This is a genomic window from Sorangium sp. So ce124 (assembly GCF_051525235.1).
Taxonomy (GTDB): domain Bacteria; phylum Myxococcota_A; class Polyangia; order Polyangiales; family Polyangiaceae; genus Sorangium; species Sorangium atrum.
This window is the reverse complement of sequence record NZ_CP150312.1, coordinates 10058721-10078713: the sequence shown is the minus strand read 5'-3', so window position 1 is coordinate 10078713 and position 19993 is coordinate 10058721. Positions and strand designations below refer to the sequence as shown.

Sequence of the window (19993 nt, the reverse complement as noted above, 5' to 3'; positions counted from 1 at the left end):
TCCTGTAGCTTGTTGAGGACAAGCGTCACATCAGACGATGAACTCACCGGCGAAGCGCTCTCCCGCGCGCGGCTCCGGCGTCCGCTCCTGCGGCGCGCCGTCGCCCGATCTCGCGGCGGGGCGCCGCCGTCGCGAACGCCGCTAGAGCACGCCCTCCTCGATCTCCTGGCGGGCCTCCTGCTCGGCGGCGAGCGCCGCTGCGACCTCGCGCAGCGTCGGTCCGTTGAACAGGCGCCTCAGAGGCAACATGATGGCGTAGCGCCGATTCACCGCTTCGATGAAGCGCGTCGCGAGCAGGCTGTCGCCGCCCAGCTGGAAGAAGCTCTGATGGCGGCCGACGTTGGCGACGGCCAGGAGCTCGCTCCAGAGCGCCGCGACGGCATGCTCCCATTCACCCTGCGGGGGCTCGACCTCCCGGGCGTCGGGTTCGGCTTCGGCCGAGATCCTCCTGATGATCTCGGCATGGTCGACCTTGCCGTTCGCGCTGAGCGGCAGCTCGGCCATCACGAGGATCCTCTCTGGCACCATGTGAAGCGGGAGGGTCATGGTGACATGGTCGCGCAGCTGCTCCGCGCTGAGCTCCGCCGCGGCGCCCGCGCGGCGGCCATTCAGGCCATCGACCGTCGCGCCTCGCGCTTCCTCCACGGCAGCAGGGACCACCGCGGCGGCGAGGCGTCCGGAGGCCGCCACGGCCACCGCATCCCGCACGCCGGGGTGCGATCGCAGAGCGGCTTCCACCTCGCCGAGCTCGATGCGATGCCCGCGGATCTTGACCTGAGTGTCGGTGCGGCCGAGGAACTCCAGCGCGCCGTCGGGCCAGTAACGCCCGACGTCGCCGGTGCGATACCACCGCGCGCCCTCTCCGACGAACTTGCGAGCCGTCAGGTCCGGTGCGGCGCAGTAACCGCGCGCCACCCCGAGACCGCCGATCCACAGCTCGCCCGGCACCCAGTCCGGACAGTCGCGGCCATGCGCGTCCACCACGCGGAAGAGCTGGTTGCGCAAGGGATAGCCGTAGGGGATCGAGCGCCACGACGGCTGGACCACGTCCACCTCGAAGAAGTTGGACCAGATGGAGGCCTCGGTGGCGCCGCCGAGCGCGATGAACCGACACCCGGGCCGCTGCGCGGCGAGCCGCCCGGGCAGATCCGTCCTGATCCAGTCGCCCGAGACGAGCGCCAGGCGGATGGCGCCCGGCGGCTCCGCCTCGCTGCCGACGATGAGCAGCATGTCGAGCAAGGTCGGAACGCTGTTCCAGATCGTCACCTCGTGTCGACACACCAGCTCATGCCAGCGCCTCGCGTCGCGCCGCGATTCCTCCTCGATCAAGACCAGCGAGCCGCCGGCTGACAGCAGACCGAAGATATCGTAGACGGACAGATCGAAATCGAGCGCGGACACGGCCAGGACGCGGTCTTCCGCGCCGACGCCGAAGCGTTGATTGATGTCCAGCACCGTGTTCAGCGCGGCGCGATGGGTGATTTCAACGCCCTTCGGCTCGCCGGTCGATCCGGAGGTGAAGATGATGTAAGCGAGCTGCTCTGCGTCGGTCGCTGCCGGGCTCGGCGCGGGCGCGGACGCCATCGCCTGTCCAAACACGCACGGACGAACGCCCTCCGGCCAGCACCTCGGCTCCGAGCCGGTGACGACGACGCGGACCCCTGCCTGACCCAGCATCCGATCGCGGCGCGCATCGGGTTGATCCACCCCGACAGGCAGGTAGGCGGCTCCGGCCGCCAGCACCCCCAGCACCGCGGCGATCTGATCGGGCCCCTTGGGCAGGTTCACGGCGACGACATCGCCTGTCGCCACGCCGTGCTGTTCCAGCGCGGCCGAGAGGCGCAGCGCGCGCGACGCGAGCTCGCCGTAGCTCATCACGTCGGCCTCGCCCCAGCGCAATGCGATCCGTTTCGGCTGCTCGCGCGCCAGGTCGAAGAACGCGCGGTGCAGGCTCCGCCGTGGGCTCTCTCCGGAGGTCGCGTTGACGAGCGCGCGCACGCGCCGCTGCGGCTCGGGCATGAGATCGGGCACAGGCAGGTGCCATTCGGCGCTGCTCAGCCAGCTCAGCTCGCGCAGGTACGCATCGAACATCGTGGCGATCAGGCCCGCCGGGAACAGGTCCTCGACCACATCCCAGTTCAGGGCGATGCCGCCCTCGGCCTCTATCACCTGATGGTCGAGCCACACCTGCGGGGTCTGCGTCACGCCCCACACCTGCTTCCTGAAGGGGCCGCTGGCCGGCGCAGCGGTGCCCCCGGGGACGCCGAGGGCGCTCGTGAACACCACTGGCATGGTCAGGCTCGGCGCGCCGCTCAACCTGCCCAGCTCGCGAACGAGCGAGATGCTCGAGACGTCGCGATGGTCCAGCGCGTCGCCCAGCTCCTTCTGGACACGCCGGGCTCGCGTCACCCAGCTCTCGCCGGCGGCGGGCCGGTATCCGATCAACGTGAGCGACGTGAAATCGCCCATGACCGTGTGGATGTCGGGATGCACCTCGCGGCGATCGAACAGCGTCAGATTGAGCGTGAGGTCGGGGCGGCTGCACCAGCGGCTGAGCACCTCGGCGAACGCCGTGAGCAGGACCGTGGACGGCGTGACGCCGTGCTCGCCTGCGCGTTCGACGATGCGGCGCCATCGGCTCGCGTCGATGCTGCCCTCGTGGCGCGTGAAGCGCGGGCGCCCCACCTCGGCCGGGTCTCTGGCGAGCGGCAGCTGCGGCGCCGGCGGCAGCTCTGGCAGCTTCTTCGCCCAGTACGCCCGCGCGGCGGCGAGCGCCTCCGATCCCGGCGAGCACGTCAGCACATAGTCGCGGAAGGACAGCCCGATCGGCGGCAAAGCAGCGTCCGGCGCCTCGTAAAGCGCGGTGAGCTCCGAGTAGAAGGTCAGGATGCTGAGCGCGTCGAGGATGAGGTTGTCGAGGCTGATGCCGAGGCGCGTCCGGTCGCCCGACCGCACCGCCCGCATGCCGAACAGCGGCCATCGCATGGGGTCGAAGACCCGGTGCGAGCAGTCGCGCCGCAGCTCCTCGTACGCCTGAGCCGGGTCTTCGCCGCCGTCGACGACCTCTATCGTGAACCGCGGCACGTCCGCGAGGATGCGTTGCTGGCCCTGCTCATCGAAGACGGCGCGCAACATCTCGTGCCGCCGCACCAGGACGTTGACGGCCGCCTCCAGCCGCGGCACGTCGAGGTCGACGGCGTCGTACTCGCGGTAGAACTGGCAGGCGACGCCCCCGAGCGTGAAGCTCTCGTCACGACCCAGCCAGTAGGCCCGCTGCACCTCGGTCGGCGGGAAGGGCTGGTGACGGTTCTCCGGATCGGCGACCAGCGTCGGCAGCGCCGGAGCGCCCGCGCCGAGCGACAACGTGGCAGCGAACTCGGCCAGCGTCGGATGGGCGAACAGATCAACCAGCTTGACGCCGTCGAGGCCGACCTCGCGCAGCCGGCGCACCAGGCGTGTCGCCAGGAGGGAGTCGCCGCCCGCGGCGAAGAAGTTGTCCTCGCGGCCCACCTCCGGCACCTTGAGCAGCCCGGCCCAGACCTCGGCGACCCGGCGCTCCACCTCGCCCACCGGCGCGGTCACGGTCGCCTTGGCCTGAAGGGCCATGGTGTTCACCGTTCGCTGCAAGGCTTTGCGATCGATCTTGCCATTGGGCGTGAGCGGCAAGCTCCTGCAGCGCCACAGGTGATCCGGCACCATCACGGCGGGCAGGCGGCTCACGAGGAACTCACGTAAATCTGCGAGCTCCGGCGGCGGTTGCCGCAGATCGATGATCTCGCCTGCCTCGGGCACATCGATCCTCGGATCGTCCGAGGTGATGGCCACATAGAGCCCACGTTCACCCAGCACCGCGACGGCCTGGCTGACGCCGGGATAACCTCCGACCGCGGCCTCGATCTCGCCGAGCTCGATGCGGTGCCCCCGCAGCTTCACCTGGAAGTCGGCGCGCCCGAGGAACTCCACGCTGCCGTCGGCCCAGTAACGGGCGCGGTCGCCGGTGCGGTACCAGCGCGTCCCGTCCACCTGGAGAAACTTGTTCGCCGTCTTCTCTCGGTCGCCACGGTAGCCGCGGGCCACGCCGGCGCCGCCGATCCACAGCTCGCCCGGGACGAAGTCGGGACAGTCGCGCCCCAGAGGATCGACGACGCGCAGCTGCACGTTGCCAAGGGGCTTTCCATACGGCACCGACTTCCAGTGCGAAGGCACCTCGGTGACCTCGCAGATCGTGGAGTGGATCGCGGTCTCGGTGGTGCCGCCCAGCGCGATGAAGCGGCAGCGCGGAGCGCGCTGCGCAAGGCGCCCCGGCAGATCGAGGGTCACCCAGTCGCCGCCCAGGAGCACCGCACGGAGCGCCAGCGGACCGGGACCGTCGCCGGCGGCCGCGAGCGTCACATCGAGCAGGGCCGGCACGCAGTTGAGGACGGTCACGCGATGGCTGCGCAGCAATTCGACCCAGACCGCTGCGTCGCGACGCGCCCACTCCTCGACGCAGACCACGGCGCCGCCGACCGACAGCGGCGCGAAGATGTCGTACACCGACAGATCGAACTCGAGCGCGGACAGCGCGAGCGTCCGGTCGGCCACGCCCAGCGACAGGCGCTGGTTCAGATCATCGATGGTGTTCATCGCTGCGGCGTGGGTGATCTCCACGCCTTTCGGCTCGCCCGTCGAACCCGAGGTGAACAGGATGTACGCGAGATCCGAGTCCTCTCCGGCCAGCGGCTCCGCCAGCGACGCCTGCCCCTCCGGGACGTTATCGAGCACGAGGGCGGCGCCAGCAGCGTCGAGGATGCGCTGACGGCGCAGCGCGGGTTGATCCACGCTGATCGGAAGGTACGTGGCGCCGGCGGCCAGCACGCCCAGCACGGCGACGATCTGGCTCGGCCCCTTGGGCAGCTGGATCGCCACCACGTCGCCTGCGCTCACGCCGCGCTCGCGCAGGTGGCCCGCCACGCGCAGCGCGCGCTGCCGGAGCTCCCCGTACGAGATCTTGCCGTCGGCTCCCCACAAGAGAGCAGGCGCCTCTGGCTGTCGCTTCGCGAGCTCGAAGAAGCCGTCGTGAAGGCGCTTGCCCGAGACGGCCGTCCTGGTGGCGTTCGCGGCGACGCGCACCTTCAGCTGCTCTCCCGGGAGCAGCGCGGGCACAGGCTGCCGCCAGGCTTCCTCGTACGTCAGCAGGCGCTCCAGGAGGCGGCCGTGCGCGTCGAACATCGCGTCCAGCACGCCTGGCGCAAACGCATCTTCACGCGCATCCAGGTTGACCAGCAAACCGCCGTCGAGCTCCGTGACCTGCGCGTCCAGCCACACCTGCGGCCCCTGGGAGATGATCCAGGACGCCCTTCCGAAGAGCTGCTTCACCACCTCCGGAAACAGCTCGCCCAGGCCGAGCGCGCTCGTGTACACGACAGGCGCCAGCACCTGCTCGCCTCGCAGCCGAGAGAGGTCGCGCAGCACCTCGACGCCCGAATACCCCACGTGCTCGGCGTCTGCATGGAACTGGGCCTGCAGGCGCTGCGCGCGTTCAGCGAAGGTGCCGGGCGCCGCGCCGTCCCAGGCCAGGAGCACCGAGGAGGTGAAGTCGCCCACCAGCATCCCGACGTCGGGGTGCAAGGGCTCGCGGTCGAACATCGGCAGGTTCATCAAGAACCGCGGCTCCGCGCTCCAGGCGGTCAGCGTCTCCGCGAACACCGCCGCCATCGCCATGGCCGGCGTGAGGCCGTGGCGCGCCGCCAGCGACGTGAAGGCGCGCACCTGCTCCGGAGCGAGCCAGCGATGACGCCGCACCACCGTCGTGGCGCCCACGTTCGCGTGGTAGGGCGCGGCGGGCAGCTCCGGCGCAGCGGGTAGGTCGCTCAGGCGAGCTTGCCAGTACGCTCGGTCGGCGTTCCGCGACCGCTGGCCCTTGACGCTCGCGCGGCTGGCCTCGCGCTCCGCCAGGTAGCGCGGATAGCTGGTGTTGATCGGAGGCAGCGGCTGCGATCCGGCATAGAGGTGCGCCAGGTCGGCCAGCAGCACCCGCAGGCTGAGCGCGTCGGCGGCCACCATGTCCAGGTTCACATGCAGGCGCGTCCCGCCCGCGCGGATCGCGTCCGGCAGGAGCGAGATCTGGAGTTCGAACACCTCGCCGGCAGCCAGGTCCAGCGTCCGATGCGACAGCGTCCGGCGCAGCTCGGCGAGCGCCTCTTGCGCCGCCTCGGCCGACAGGGCGCGCAGATCGTGGACCTTCAGCCCACGCCCGCGGCTGTCGGGCAGGATCTGCTGCCGGCCATCGCTCAGGATCTGCACGCGCAACATGCCGTGCCGCCCGAGCAGCGCTCGCACGGCGGATTCCAGCCGCGCGGGGTCGACCCCCTCGCCGTCGAACTCGTTGTAGAAGTGCGCGGCGACGCCGCCCAGCTGCTGGCCTTGCTCGCGTCCGACCCAGTACGCGTGCTGCATCAGCGCGAGCTCGAAGGGCGCCGCCTCGTCGATGGTGGTCGCGGCGGGCGAACGCTCGTCGCGTTCGCCCTTGGTACAGCTTCGCTCTCCTATCAGCGCCTTCCAGGCGGACACCCGCGGGTTCGCCGCGAGCTCGGCGAAGTCGACCTCGATGCCTTGCCGCCGCCACCTGCCGGCGAGGCGCATCATCGTGATCGAGTCCATCCCGAGCTCGATCAGGTTGCTGTCTTCACGGACCGTCTCGGCCACCACGCCGAGCACGCTCGCGACCGTATCCCTCAGATCCGAAGAGGCGACTTCGTCGTGCATTCGCTGTGTCTGTTCGTGCATTGGCTGACTCGTGAGAAGGAAAGCTCAAGTCCGGAACACCATGTCCCCTGCGTCACACCGGCTCGCTGGCGAGCTCCGGAGGCACCAGGTGGCGCGCCACGCTCTGGAGCTTCTCGCAGGTCTCCTCCAGCTCTCGCTCGGGCGTCGACTCCGCGACGATCCCGGCGCCCGCGCGCAGCCAGACGCTGCTCCCCCTCTGGAAGATCGTCCGCAGCACCAGCGCCGCATCCATCGCTCCGTCGTGATCCAGCGTCAGGACCGCGCCGGAGTAGAGGCCCCGGCTCTCCGCTTCGTGCCTCCGGATCCAGTCGACCGCCTCCCTCTTGGGGATCCCCGACGCGGTGATGGCGGGGAAGAGCACCTGGAACGCCGTCCAGGCCGTGTTGCCCGCCTCGAGCATGCCCGAGAGCCGTGAGGCGAGGTGCTGAACGGTCCCGCGGCGGGATATCGCCATGAACTCGTTCACGGTCACGCTCCCCTGCTTGCAGACGCGGCTGAGCTCCTCGAACGCCAGCTTCACCGACATCGCGTGCTCGGCCAGCTCCTTCGAATTGCTGAGCAGCTCGGCCCGCAGGCGCGCGTTCTCATCGTCGTCCGAGACGAGCGCCCGGGTCCCGGCGAGCGGCTGCGTCATCACCTGCCCTTCGGCGGTCACCTCGAGCACGGTCTCCGGGCTGAATCCGGCGAACTTCAGGTCGCGGCAGTTGACCACGAACGATCGGGCCGGGGTGTTCTGCCGCCGCCCGGCGACGTACGTCGCGATCAAGTCGACGGGCGCGGCGACCGGGACGACGCGCGACGCGATGACCTTGTGGAGCTTGCGCGCCGCGATCTCGTTGGTCGCCGCGGCCACCAGCTCCTTGTACTTCGCTGCGCCGGTCGTCTCGAGCAGCCTCGCGGGGAGCACCTCCGGCGACGGGACGGGGGGGAGAGCGGCGACGTCGGTCATCCCGCGCGCATGGCGGCGGTTCGAGGAGGCGAGGACGTCCACCATCCGCTCGAGCTCGCCCGAGGTCAGCGCCCGAACCAGCGCCGTGCCGCGCTGGAGGCGGATCTCGACCTCTGGAATGGTCAGGTGAAGCAGGGGCTCTGTGCCGAGGTTCGCCTCGATGCCGTGCAGCAGGTACGCGAACTCGAACGAAGCCGTGCCGTACGCGCGCCAGCCACGGACCGGGATCGACGCGAGCGCCGCCTCGACCGCGGCGAGGCAGTCCCCGCCGGGACAGCTCTGCTTTCCTGTCGCATCGATGCGGTGCACGCCGTGTACGTCTGCAGCGAGCTCGAAGGCCGCGCCGAGGGCGACGCTCCATTCGCCGTCGCGCTCGTACACGAAGTACGTCGTGTGCGAGCCCGACCTGGCGAGCGCCGCCGCGAGGTCGATGGGGTCTGCGCTGATCGAGACGCGGCGCTCGAGGTAGTGCCGTTGATGAGACGTGTTCATGCTCGCCCCGCACGTGAGTGATGCGATCCCGGGCTCCCTGCGCCTCGATTTCTTCGAGGAGAGCCGAAGATGGCACATCCGCTCTGTCGCCCCGCATCGCCCCTGTTGTTTTTACATAACCGTTGCTTTTGCAACATAGTTAACCCCTGGTACGAGAGGCCGCACAAGAGACGTCAGTCGCAGGAGGAGCACGTGAGCTCTTCAGCCCACGCCCCACTCGCTACACGCAGCACTCAAGGCGCGAGCCACGGCAGCGTTCGCGCCCCCGATTCGCGCTCGGGTGGCGAGCCTTCGAATCGGAAGCAGGCGTCACGGTAAACACGTCGACCGAGCGGCAGATGGTCGAAGCGTTCTCTTCGCGCGCCTTCCAGCATCGACCCGCAGGTCCTGCGAGGGTTCGCAGGCCCAGGCGATCGCACCCCATCCAGACGAGCTTCTCGTCACAACATGACAATACGGCAGCGCCCGCCCCCGCGATCTGCGGGTCGGAGCTCACGCCGACCTGTCATTGACAGCTATCGCAAATGTACCCCTCCCGCCTCGCGACACCATGCCCGTGGAGCGTGGCCTCGCGAGCGCCGAGCGACACGACGATGAATCGCCCACATATTGAAGCTGCGTACATCTTGCATATACATACGAATTGCATCAGCGTCAAGCCGGGCGGACGGCGAATTCGTGCGACGGACACGATCGCGCTCCGGAGGCGCTTCCGCGCTGAATTTGAGCGGATCTGAAGGAATTCGACCGCTCAGATCAGAATCGAAAGTCTAACGAAATGAGTCGATGATGCGCTCGTCAGGCGCCTCCCTACGCAGCGCTCGCCAGCGCGGCCAACGAGTCCTCCATGCGCAGCAAAACATGTTCGTTACACAGCCCTCATCCTCGTGACGCGCAGAGATGCGCAGGCGCGGCGCGGGCTCGCGCCATCAATGCGGGCCTGCCTTCCACGCGTTGTCCCGCGGCGAGCGTTCGAAGGAGGGCCACGCGTCGAAGACGACGAACCGGGCATCGCTCTCCAATCGTGCCGGCACGCGGGTCACCCGCGCCGGCGTCTCCTCATCGTAGAAGCGTTGAACGATCTCGAACGTGCTGGAGACGGGCTGCCAGCCGCCCTTCTCCCACTGCGAGCGCTCGCCGCGAACCTCCAGCGCGCCGCCGTCGGCCATCGCGACGGTCACGTCGGAGGCGGAAGGGGGGCCCAGGAGGCGGTCGGACATGCTCTGGCCTGCTGCTCGCGCGAGCGCGCCTCGGACCGGTTCTCCGGAGCGCACCAACTCGGCGACCCGCGTCGCTGCGTGCAACGCCTCGGCGTCTCCGGCGGCCTGCGCCCATGCGAGGGTCTCCAGCGGGGCGTATGCCATGACCCATTGGGCCGCGCCGTCATCGGCCAGACCCGACACGGGCGCGTCGAGGGCGCCGAGCGCATCCGCGACATCATCGCTGCGGCGATCCAGGAGCGCGAGCCACGCGTCACCGCCATCGGACCGCCGCACGCATTCGAGCCCGATCCACCCTGCAACGCCGTTGATGAGCCACCGCGCCCCGGGCTCTGCGCGCAGATCGGCGCGGTCCGCGAGCGAGCGCGCGGCGAGCGCCTCGGCCACCGCAGCCCGTCGCTTCAGGCGGCCGACGCCGGACGCGGCCACGTCCCAGCCGTCCCCTTCCGGCAGCCATAGGACCGCGCCATGCGCCCGGATCTCGCCGAGGTCGCGAGGCGCCTGCACGACCGTCGTCACCTCCGGGATGGACCCGAGCCGCGCGTGAACACACTCGCCCATCGCCTGGACGTCCTCCAGGACCTCACGCGCCGTATCGGCGTGAGACGGGCCATGCCACGCCGTGATGCCCTCCTGCCGCAGCTGCCTCAGCTCCGCCCCCCTGGGCAGCCACGCCACGGCGAAGTCGAGGCCTTGTGTCGTGCTCCCCTCGACAGGCGTGCTCACGCCTTGCTCGGAGAACGACACCGACCAGCGCCAAAGGCCCGCCGGCGCCACCGCGAGGGCGGGTACCAATGCATTCCTGTCGAGCGCGCCGGGGCGCGCCGCGAGCCCCAGCTCGCGGCGTGTGGACGGAGATCGCAGCGCTCGCTCTCCGTCGTGTCCGAGCCGCGGGACGAGATCGGCTGCGCGCGCCCACACGCCAGAGCCGTCCAGCCACGGCGCCTCCCCCTCGGCAAACCAGCGAGGCGAGGCGATCGAGATCTCGAGCTCGACGTCACACCCGCTTTGCGCGCAGCTGCCCAGGTCGACCATGAAGTGCTCGTTCGCCGTGACGACCTCACGAGGGGCGCCGTCGACGCGTACGCTGCCGACGTCCATCCCGGTGCGCAGGCTCCCGTGCAGCTTCGCCGCGCTGGCCCGTACTCCCCGCAGCTTCCAGCGGACGTGGGCGGAGCGCGCGGACGGCGCGATCTTCGCCTCGACCTCGCCGCCCTCCACGGAGAACGCCGACGCTTCCGGCCAGAAACGGGCTTCCCAGGCCGCGTCGGCGGCGTTCTCCTCGCTCTTCGACGCGAAGCCGCTCTGCACCACGATCTGCTCGTGCAAGATCGTCGCTGAGCAAGCGATCACAAAGAGGCTGAGAGCCGCCAGGGCTCCCGCGCCCTGGGTGAGCTGCCGCGCTGCCCCGCGCCATCGTTCGATCCTCCTGAGGGCCGTGCCGCGCGGGTAGGCGAGCCACGCCAGGGCGACGGCGAGGCCGACGCAGCCGAGCTTGAGCACGCCCATCTCGAGCACGGGCACGATCCACGGCGACCACCCCGAAAGCTCGGAGAGGGCAACATGCACCGGGATCCCTACCTGCGCGGGTGGATACGAGACGATGTCGATCTCGTGATTCACGAGCGCGATGAACGCAGCCAGCATCGATGCGGCGTAACCCGTACCGGGCGAACGCACGAGCGCGTGGACGAGGAACGTGATCGCGCCGAGCTCCAGCAGGGCGGGCGCGGCGATCAGCGCGTTCACGAGCAGCGCATTCCACGGCTCGAAGCTGCCAGGTACGGTGAGAGCCGTCACGATCCACGCCGACAGCGTCGGCGCCAGGGCCATGACGGTCGTCAACAGGAGGGCGGCGAGGGCGCGGCCGACCACGCGTGTGCCGAGCGGCGCCAGCGTCGCGTCGATCATCTCGTCGAACCCGGATTGCTGATCTCGACGAGCGAGCGCCCCCACGAACCCCGCCACGGCGAACACGGAGAACACGTAGCAAAGGCGGATGAGGAACGGCGCGAGCAGCGCAGGCCGTGGGACGAGCGGCCCCTCGGCGTGCCCGATCACATGGTAGAAGGCCCCTGCCACGTTCATGAGGGTCCAGAGCGCGATCGCGGTACGGAACGCCCACCCTCGGGTCGTCAGCGAGAGGTGCCAGCGAGCCTCGGACAGCGTCGCGCGGAGCCACGATGGCGCCGTGACCGGCGGCAGCGCCGCGGCGGCGGGCGCGGCGGCACGATAGGTCGCCTCGCCGTTCGGCGACGGCTTGCCGGCGCGCCCGTTCAAGAGCGCCTCGCGCCCTTGCCGCACGAGCGCGTACGCCAGGATCGCGAGGGGGACCAGACCCCAGAAGAGCCGATTGATGAGGAGCGGCGCGGTCATGGCCAGCTGCGCCGTCGCCTTTTCGTGCGGCGTCCAGCGCTTCGTCTGCGCCTCCGCCTCCCCGAAGCCGCTCACATCGACAACGGTCGCGATGTCCGTGTGCAGGTCACCGCCCCGCAGGACGATCATGGCCACCATCCAGATCAAGATGACCACCGCCGCCACGGCGAACGGCCCGGCCGAGCTCCGGGTCCGGAGCGCCGCGGTGAGGTAGAGCGCCCCGAGGCCGATGGCCGACGGCACCACGAAGAGCGCCCATGACGACGCGATCGCCAGGATCGGCGTCGACCCCACCGCCTCTTTGGGGAACACCCCGAGCCCGGCGAGCGCGGGGACGAGCAGAAAGCCGAGCGAGCTCGCCGAGCCCAGGATGCAAGCGAGCCCGACCGCGCCGACGTAGCGCGAGATCAGCAGCCCGCGAAGCGACACGGGCGCGGAGAGGACCAGCTCGTGGAGCCCCGCCGCGCGATCCCGCGTGACGACCTGCGCGAAGATCCACGCCCACGCGAAGATGAGCCAGAACGATTGCCCGGAGGTCATCAGGAAGACCACATGCGGGCTGTTGCGCGCGACGTCCGCCCCGCCCATGTCGCGCAGGTACTCCGCGCTCGAGAGCATGATGAACAGATAGCCGACGAGGCCGACAAACATGAGCGGGACGAGCGAGGTACGCAGCCCCGCCCGCAGCTCGTGCCACGCCTCGACGGCGTAGATGCGGGTCGAGCTCATGCGGCCTCCGCCTGTCGCGATCCGGCCAGCAGGTAATGATAGGCGTCGTCGAGCTTGGGCGCGTGAGCGACGAAGCCGTCGCCGGGCGTCACGTCGCGCACCACGACGGCGCGGGTACCGCTCGGCGTGGGCGAGACGTTCAGCGCGTCGTCGGGGATCGGCTCGCCCCGCGCGTACGTCCGGGTCCACAGGCGGCCGGCGAGCGGCGCGGTCAGCTCTGCCGGCGCTCCTTCGGCGACCACGCGCCCCCGGTTGACGATGGACAGCCGCCCGCAGAGGTTCTCCACGTCATCCACGATGTGCGTCGAGAGCAGCACCACGGCCTCCGCGGCGACCTCCGCGAGCACGCGATGAAAGTGGTTGCGCTCGGCCGGATCGAGGCCGGCGGTCGGCTCGTCCACGATGAGGAGCTGCGGAGATCCCACGAGCGCGAGCGCGATGCCGAACCGCCGCAGCATCCCCCCGGAGTAGGTCGCGACCTCGCGGTGGCCGACGTCGCTCAGGTTGACGCGCGCGAGCAGCGTCGAGATCTCCGCGTCGCGCTCGCGCCGGTCCGTGCGCCCCTTCAGCCAGGCAAACCGCTCGAGCAGCGACCGCCCCGTCACCCCCGGGTACGCGCCGATCTGCTGCGGTAGGTACCCGAGGCGGCGACGGAGGCGGTCAGGAGATGCAATGACGTCGATCCCGTTGAACGTGATCGTCCCCGCGTCCGGCGTCTGGAGCGTGGCGAGGGTGCGCATCAGCGTGCTCTTGCCCGCGCCGTTTGGACCCAGGAGCCCGTAGAGCCCCGGTCCGACGTTCAAGTGGACGCCGTTCAGCGCTCGAACGCCGTTGGCGTACGTCTTCGTCAACCCCTTCACGATCAGCCCGTTCGAGTTTGACATTGGATCCCTCCGCATCTGGTTCAGCGCACGCGCAAGACACCCCACGTGGCGCCAGGCATCGTCAGCGCGCGCGCGGGCGCGCCCTCCCCGGTCGTCCGCATCAGCGTGGTCGAGCCGAAGCCTGCCGTTGACTCGTTCACGTAAGCTTGATCGTCCACCTCGAACACCTTGATGCCGCCGGCGAGCGGAGGACGATCGAGGGGCTCGGCCGAGCCTGGATCGTCGAGCTCGATGCGCCACGTCTGCCAGCCCTGCGCCGAGAAAGCCTCGAGGTGGGTGGCGTCAGCGCTGGGCGAGTAGAGGCCGCTGTCCAGCACGCGAAGGTACGCCACGCCGTCGGAGCCAGGGACCAGGCCGCCGGTCGGGCCGCCGGTCACGTCGTTGAGCGCCACGACGCTGGTATCGAGCTCGTCCTGGCCTGCCGCCATGCGCGCCATGCACGGCGCAGGAGCTCTCTCCGGGTCGAGCATGAAGATCGAGGCGACATAAGGATCGGACGCAAAATGGATGTCTCCGCTCGGCGACTTCACCGTGTAGTAGAGGCCTCCGCAAGGGGCGCCCTTCACCTCGATCGAGCCGTCGGTCGGATCGACGAAGAGGACCTTCGACTCGCTGGCCACGCGATCGAACGCCGCGCTCGTGCCGTACAGCGGAGCGACGAGCCGGCCGCCGTGCTCACGAAAGCCGGGCTCCCCGATGAACGTGTAGTCCGCGGCGTCGATCCGCGCGTCAGACACGTCGATGCTCCGGGTGATCTCCATGGCAGCGAGATCGAGCTCGAGCGCCTGCCCCGAGACGAGATCGAAGAGGAACCCTCGGTCCGGGCCGTCGAACACCATCCTCTCCCCGAGGAGGAACGAGATCCCGGCTGCGCCCAGCCCGAGCCGAGCTTCGAGCTCCGGTTTGCCGCCGGCCACGCCGTATTTCGAGACGGTGAGCTCCTCCGAGCTCACGACATAGAAAGCCTCGGTCCGCGGGACTCCCCAGATAGAGCCTCTGCCGGGAAGCTCGGTGGCCTCGCCCAGGCTGACGGATCCTCCGCTCAGGTCGTCCACCACCCAGACGAACATGGTGCTGTTCGTGAAGTCATTGTCCTCGATGCGGCTGGCGACGGCATAGCGGGGACCTCCGTCGTCCGGCTCGCCGGCGCCGCTCTCCCCGGGGTCGCTGCCGCAGCCAGCCATGAGCGGCAGGCACACGAGGCACGACGTCGCGAGCGTCCATCGAGCGCCCCACTTCACGCATCGTTCATCGAGCGGCCGCCCTTCATCGCCGCGCCAGGCGCTCGGGCGTACGGCGGCCTCGACATCGAGGAGCCTGGTGGTACCTGAAGAGTTCATCTCTTGCTTCCTTTCTCGCGTCGGGCTTCGCTAGGGCGCGCCTGTGGATCGCGGATGTCGCGTGAACCTCACGCGGATGGGCGGCGACGTCGCCGTGATGGGCTGACCCCCCTCGTCGGCGGCCGGCAGGAATCGCTGCTTGCGGGCGCACGCGAGCGACATCTGGCCAAAGCCGTATCCCGGGTCCGAGAGGAGCTCCGCCGAGGCGACGGTGCCGTCCGAACGAACGACCGTGCGAATGACCACCGTTTGCTCGTCCACCGAGAGCGCATCCGCTTCGCGCGGCCAGAGGCAATTCCACTCCCGCGCGGGCTGCCCGACGGGCCTTGCGCGCGAGGTGCCTCCCTGGCGGCGCTCCGGAGGAGCGCTCGGGTCTACACGCGCGGCGTTCACCGCCTGCGCGCTCGTCCCCGCAGAGGAGGTAACACCCCCGGCATAACGCCCTCCGCGGCCAACGGCGATGTCGAATCCGGTGAAATCGAGAGGCGCAGCAGCGTTTTCCGCCAGGGCGACCTGCCCTGCCTGCGCGGGCGGAGGAGGCGCGGCGGTAGCGGCAGGCGCCCGAGCTGCCGCAGGAGCGGCCGCGCGCGCGAGCGAGCGCTCGGCGGCCCTGGGCGCCGGAGCTTCCTCTCGCGGCGAGGGGCTCGGTGGCGGCGGAGGTGGGGCCAGATCGACCACGTGCTCCACCTGCAGCGGCGGGCGCGCCTCGCGCTGGCTCGCCGTCGTGCCGTCCGGTCCCAGGCGGAGCGCGATGATCCCGACCGTGCCTTGCATGACGGCTGCCGGCATGAGCGCGAGCACGAGCGCTCTGGCCGAATGTTCCTTGACGGCCCCAAGGACGATCCCGGCGGTGCTGTCGGCCGCGAACGCGCGGGCTCGTCCCCTCGCGCGCCGGGGCTGAGCGTGGGCGCGCGCCGCGTCGAGGACGATACCGGCGACGCTCTCGGGGTGGAATTCCGATCGAATCATGGGTGTCCGGTCCTCTCCACCGCATGGGCCTCGGCCTCCGGGCGGACAGCGCCGAAGGCGACGCGCGCGATCCCCGCGGCTTTCAGCGTGTCGAGCACCGTCATCACGCGGCCGTGCGAGACGGCGCGGTCGGCCTGGATCACGGCCCGGAGCTGCGGATCGCGCGACAGGGCCGCCCGCGCGCGTTCGCGGAGCGCCGCATCGTCGATCGCAGCTCCGTCGACCTGCACCGGCCCCTCCGCGGGCAGCACCACGCTCAGCACCGCCTGGACCTCTTCGCTCTGCGACGCGTGCGGCAGATCCAGCGGGACGGCGGGCGCGACGACGATCTTGGCGGTGACGATGAAGATGATCAAGAGGACCAGCGTGATGTCGACGAGCGGCGTCACGTTGATCCCTTCGATGATCCCGCCGCGGCGGGATCTCGCGCTCTGCCCGGCGCTCGCCATGGCTAGGCCGCCTCCGGGCGGGACGCCTCGCCATTCATCGGCTTGTCGATCGAAACGCCGCCGTGGACCGCACGCGCGGAGTCGACACGAGAGGACTGCGCGGCCTCTCCGGTCGCCAGGTAGGCGAGCACCAGGTTCGAGAGCGTCTCGGCGTCGTCGAGCATCGCGGCGACCCGACGCTGCAGGTAGTTGTAAGCGGCCACGGCCGGCAGCGCGACGCCGATGCCCACGGCCGTCGCCACGAGCGCTTCCGCGATCGCCGCCATGACCGCGGCGGAGGCGACCTGGCTCGCGGCCCCGCCGCCCGCCGCCCCCGTGGCCTGGCCGAGCTGCTCGAACGCCAGGATCACGCCGATGACGGTGCCAAAGAGGCCGACGAAGGGCGCGTTGTTGCCGAGGGTCCCGAGGTACGCGAGCCGCGTCTCGAGCGCCTTCCGCTCGGCGGACATCGCGCTCTGCATCCCCTTGTCCGCCGCGGCCGACCCGCGCGGCGCGAGCCTCAGACCCGCGCGGGCGACGATCGCCCCGACCGATCGCATCGGCCGGAGCGCGTCGAGCGCCGCGGCGACCGAGCCGTTCGACAGGTGGGCGTCGAGCTCGGCGGCGAGCGCTCGCACGTCGTCGTCCTTCGAGCGGAAGTAGAGCCAGCGCTCGATCGCGATGGCGATGCTGCCCCCCGAGAGCGCGAACAGGAGCCACAGGACCCAGGACGCGCCGGACTGAACGAGCAGGTTCTTGACGGCTACAACGGTGTGCATCTCATCTCCTCGGGTTCGTGTGCTGCGCGAGCCGCAGGGTCTGTTGATTCGTCGTTGGGCCGTTCATCCCATCACCTGCCTCTCGAGCTCAGAGCTCCGCCGTGGTCTTGACGTAAAAGCTCCTTCCCGGGCGCGGCGTGCCGAAAAAGTCGAACACACGCTCATCCGTGAGGTTCTGCATCTCGAGCGCCGTGCTCAGGCTCGCGCGGCCGCGCCGGACGACGTACCCGAGCCCGGCCGAGTGCACGAGCTGCGAGGGGATCACCTGCTTGGACTCACGCCGGCCGAGGCTCTCCCACGTGCGGAAGTACTCGTGTACGTAGCGGCTGTTCCACGTGAGCGCGACCTCGTCTTCCGCGGCAAAGACGCGGCGAAACAGGAGGCGCGCTGAGCCGTTGGCGAAGAGGTACGGGCGGTTCGGGATGCGATCTCCCTCGAAGGCGCCGAACGCCCCCTCACTCGATGTGTTGCGGAAATCGAGGTAGGTGACGTTGCCGTCGAGCGCGAGGTGCTCCCCGGGCGAGGTCCATCCGACGGAGCCTTCGACGCCGAGCGACCGCGCGCCGTGGACGTTCTCGTAGCTCTGGTCCCGATCGTTGCCGAGGAGCACGATCAGCCGGTCCGCTGCGCGCAGGGAGCCGTTGCCCGTCGCGCGAAAGGCGCCCGCCGGCGTCCCGCGGGCGTCGAGGGTGAGCCCGAGGTTGACGTTGTGGCTGATCTCGGGATCGAGCCCGAGGTTGGCCGCGATGAACGTGTTGTCGCCGAACACCTCGTCTGGGCTGGGCAGCCGCGTCGCCCACTCGTAGGAGGCCTTCCCGTAGAGCCAGGGCGTGAGCCTGTACCGGAGCGCGTCGCCGACACCGAAGCGGTGGGTGCTCCGGTCGCGGTCGCGCGCAGGATCACCGGCGACCGGGCTCTCGCTCGCGACGCGCTGCACGTACTGCTTGACGAAAAGAAGGTTGTCGAGCCGGTCCTCGAACAGGTCGAGGTCGTACTCCAGGCCGTTCACCAGCGCGAGCACGCTGCGGCGGTCGGCGAGCGGATCGGGGCTATCCGGGTCGCTTTGCCGGCGCTCATCGCCCGTCCGCGTCACGTAGGTGGGCGCGCTGGCCAGGCGGACGGCGTGCGACGGCTGGATGCGCCATTCCACGTTGAGGCGCGCGAAGGCGGAATGGTCCCAGAAGACCTGGTCGTGGGGGACGACGTCCGTCTCGCCAGGCTCGGCGCCCTCCGGGTCGCAGCGTCCCATCCAGTCGTAGTCGCAGCGCGCGACGTCGAGGAAGCGCCCTCGGACGTAGGCATAGCCGCCCACCGCGTCGAGCGACACGCCGCGCCCCAGCGGCTGTTCGTAACGAAGGTTCACGCCTGCCGAGGTCTCCCCGTACGTCACGCCGCCGTACGGGACCCGCATGACGAGCTTGTGCTGATACTCCTTGTCGTAATCGGTCACAAAGGCGCGCAGTCGCAAGCGCCGCGCCCACGGCCGATCGACGACCCCGAGCTCCACGTGGCCTCCCGCGCTGCGGTAGGCGTCGTGAAAGCGGTAGACGCGCGCCGGCGAGAAGCGCCCGCGCTCGTCCTCGACCTCGGTGTCGACGGGGTAGTCGTTCTTCGCAAAGTCGAAGAAGCCGCTCGCGCGAGCGAACAGGCCGCTCGGCCCGTGCAGATGGCTGCCGGCGAGCGCCGCTCGGTGGGTGTCGAACGAGCCCACCTCGTAGGACGCGCCCGCGCGCGACGCGCAGAGGTCCTGATCGGTGATCAGGTCGACCGCCCCGCCGAGGGCGTCGGCGCCGAGGCGCACGGGGACCACGCCGCTGTAGATCTCGACGCGCTCGACAAGGCCAACCGGCACGTTCGAGACGCCGAAGGGATAGCCGGCCAGCTCGAGCGGCACGCCGTCGAGGAAGAACCGCACCTGATCGCCCGTCAGCCCGTTCAGCGAAAAGCGCGCGGCCGAGCCGAGGCCTCCCTCGCGGCGCACGCCGACCCCCTGCGTGCGCGCGAGCACCTCGCCCATGTCCGAGGTCTCCCGCTTGACGCGGTCCGTCTCGACGACCGTCACGGCCTCGGCCGATTGCCGGCGCCGCTCGGCTTCCGACGGCCCGCGCACGGTCACCTCGATCGGGGCCTCCTCGCCGGATTGCACGAGCCGCACGGCGATCTCGGCGACGTGCGCTCCGGCGATCTCGGTCTCGACCTCGGCCCGGCCCACGCCGCTCGCCTCGGCGATCACGACGCACGGCCCAGGCGCGAGGCCCTCTAGCTGGAAGCGGCCCTCGCCGTCGGTGCGCGTTCGCTCGGCACTGCCATCCTGGTGCCGCACGAGCACCTCGGCGCCGGCGACACCGAGCGCGCTCGCGCCGGGCAAGAGCACGCGCCCGCGGAGCGCGCCGCTCGCAGGCGCCTTCGGGAGGTGAAACTCATAAGCGTAGAGGATCCGGGAGGCGACCGGGGTGTCCCCCCGTCGAGCCGGCGAGAACAGGAAGCGCCGCGCTGCGGCCTGCGCCGCCTCGTCGAAGCCGTGCCCCGCGGCCTGCGCCACGTCCGCCGCCGACACCCGCCCATCCGCCTCGATGCTGAGCCTCAGCACGACGGTCCCCTGGAGGCCCTGCGCGAGGGCGGCGCCCGGGTAATCGGCCTCGACGAACGAATGGAGGACCGGCGGGTGATTCTCCGGCGCCTCTCGGGATTCATCGGCGGCGGCCCGAGGCGCTCCGCCGTCCGGCGCGGCGTCCCCGGGCGGCTCCGCCGGCGAAGCCGCGCCCGCGTCCTGCGCGCGCGCGGCCCCGCCCGCGAGCAGAGCCCCTGCCGCGACGAGGGCGGCGGCACCGGCGCTCCTTCGCGCCCGGGACGGGCGCGCTGCGCCTCGACGCGCTGGAGCCTCGGTGTTCATGCGGCGACATCTATAGCAACCTGGAACCTGTTGCAACAATTTTGCATGTGTACTCAGGATGCGGTTCATGGCCGCGCGCGCGGCGATCCGCGCGGGCTCTCTGGGCGGGCAAGGGAGAAGGGGACATCGCGCGCCGGGAGGGCGCCGCGCGCGTGCGTCGGCCGGT

General features: G+C 70.4%; 8 protein-coding genes. All 8 read right to left on the bottom strand.

Going from position 1 to position 19993, the window contains the following annotated elements:
• Positions 1-141: 141 nt before the first annotated feature.
• Entirely contained in the window at positions 142-6747 is a 6606-nt protein-coding gene (locus WMF19_RS37925) for an amino acid adenylation domain-containing protein (RefSeq protein ID WP_437894828.1), read from the bottom strand.
• A gap of 73 nt (positions 6748-6820) precedes the next feature.
• Positions 6821-8209: a salicylate synthase gene (locus WMF19_RS37920; protein WP_437894826.1), complete on the bottom strand. Its 1389-nt coding sequence runs from the start codon at positions 8207-8209 to the stop codon at positions 6821-6823.
• Positions 8210-12530: 4321 nt separating this feature from the next.
• On the bottom strand, positions 12531-13418 hold the full coding sequence (locus WMF19_RS37915) for an ABC transporter ATP-binding protein (protein ID WP_437894825.1): 888 nt from the start codon (positions 13416-13418) through the stop codon (positions 12531-12533).
• A 20-nt stretch (positions 13419-13438) separates the two neighbouring features.
• Positions 13439-14758, bottom strand: coding sequence for a hypothetical protein (locus WMF19_RS37910; protein WP_437894824.1), 1320 nt, complete (start codon positions 14756-14758; stop codon positions 13439-13441).
• A 30-nt stretch (positions 14759-14788) separates the two neighbouring features.
• Complete coding sequence (locus WMF19_RS37905; protein ID WP_437894823.1) at positions 14789-15727, bottom strand: energy transducer TonB; 939 nt, start codon at positions 15725-15727, stop codon at positions 14789-14791.
• Positions 15724-16176 carry an ExbD/TolR family protein gene (locus WMF19_RS37900; RefSeq protein ID WP_437325315.1) on the bottom strand — a complete coding sequence of 151 codons (453 nt, stop codon included), beginning with the start codon at positions 16174-16176 and terminating at the stop codon, positions 15724-15726. Before WMF19_RS37900 ends, WMF19_RS37905 begins: the two co-directional genes overlap by 4 nt.
• 2 nt (positions 16177-16178) lie before the next feature.
• The gene (locus WMF19_RS37895) at positions 16179-16934 is read right to left on the bottom strand and encodes a MotA/TolQ/ExbB proton channel family protein (RefSeq protein ID WP_272102570.1); all 756 of its coding nucleotides are present in this window, start codon (positions 16932-16934) and stop codon (positions 16179-16181) included.
• An 88-nt stretch (positions 16935-17022) separates the two neighbouring features.
• Positions 17023-19827 carry a TonB-dependent siderophore myxochelin receptor MxcH gene (mxcH, locus tag WMF19_RS37890; RefSeq protein WP_437894822.1) on the bottom strand — a complete coding sequence of 935 codons (2805 nt, stop codon included), beginning with the start codon at positions 19825-19827 and terminating at the stop codon, positions 17023-17025.
• Positions 19828-19993 lie beyond the last annotated feature (166 nt).

What these genes read in the sequence shown, in the direction of transcription:
- WMF19_RS37925 (WP_437894828.1), bottom strand. Translation starts at nt 6,747, where the DNA reads ATGCACGACGAAGTCGCCTCTTCGGATCTGAGGGATACGGTCGCGAGC.
- WMF19_RS37920 (WP_437894826.1), bottom strand. Translation starts at nt 8,209, where the DNA reads ATGAACACGTCTCATCAACGGCACTACCTCGAGCGCCGCGTCTCGATC.
- WMF19_RS37915 (WP_437894825.1), bottom strand. Translation starts at nt 13,418, where the DNA reads ATGTCAAACTCGAACGGGCTGATCGTGAAGGGGTTGACGAAGACGTAC.
- WMF19_RS37910 (WP_437894824.1), bottom strand. Translation starts at nt 14,758, where the DNA reads ATGAACTCTTCAGGTACCACCAGGCTCCTCGATGTCGAGGCCGCCGTA.
- WMF19_RS37905 (WP_437894823.1), bottom strand. Translation starts at nt 15,727, where the DNA reads ATGATTCGATCGGAATTCCACCCCGAGAGCGTCGCCGGTATCGTCCTC.
- WMF19_RS37900 (WP_437325315.1), bottom strand. Translation starts at nt 16,176, where the DNA reads ATGGCGAGCGCCGGGCAGAGCGCGAGATCCCGCCGCGGCGGGATCATC.
- WMF19_RS37895 (WP_272102570.1), bottom strand. Translation starts at nt 16,934, where the DNA reads ATGCACACCGTTGTAGCCGTCAAGAACCTGCTCGTTCAGTCCGGCGCG.
- mxcH (WP_437894822.1), bottom strand. Translation starts at nt 19,827, where the DNA reads ATGAACACCGAGGCTCCAGCGCGTCGAGGCGCAGCGCGCCCGTCCCGG.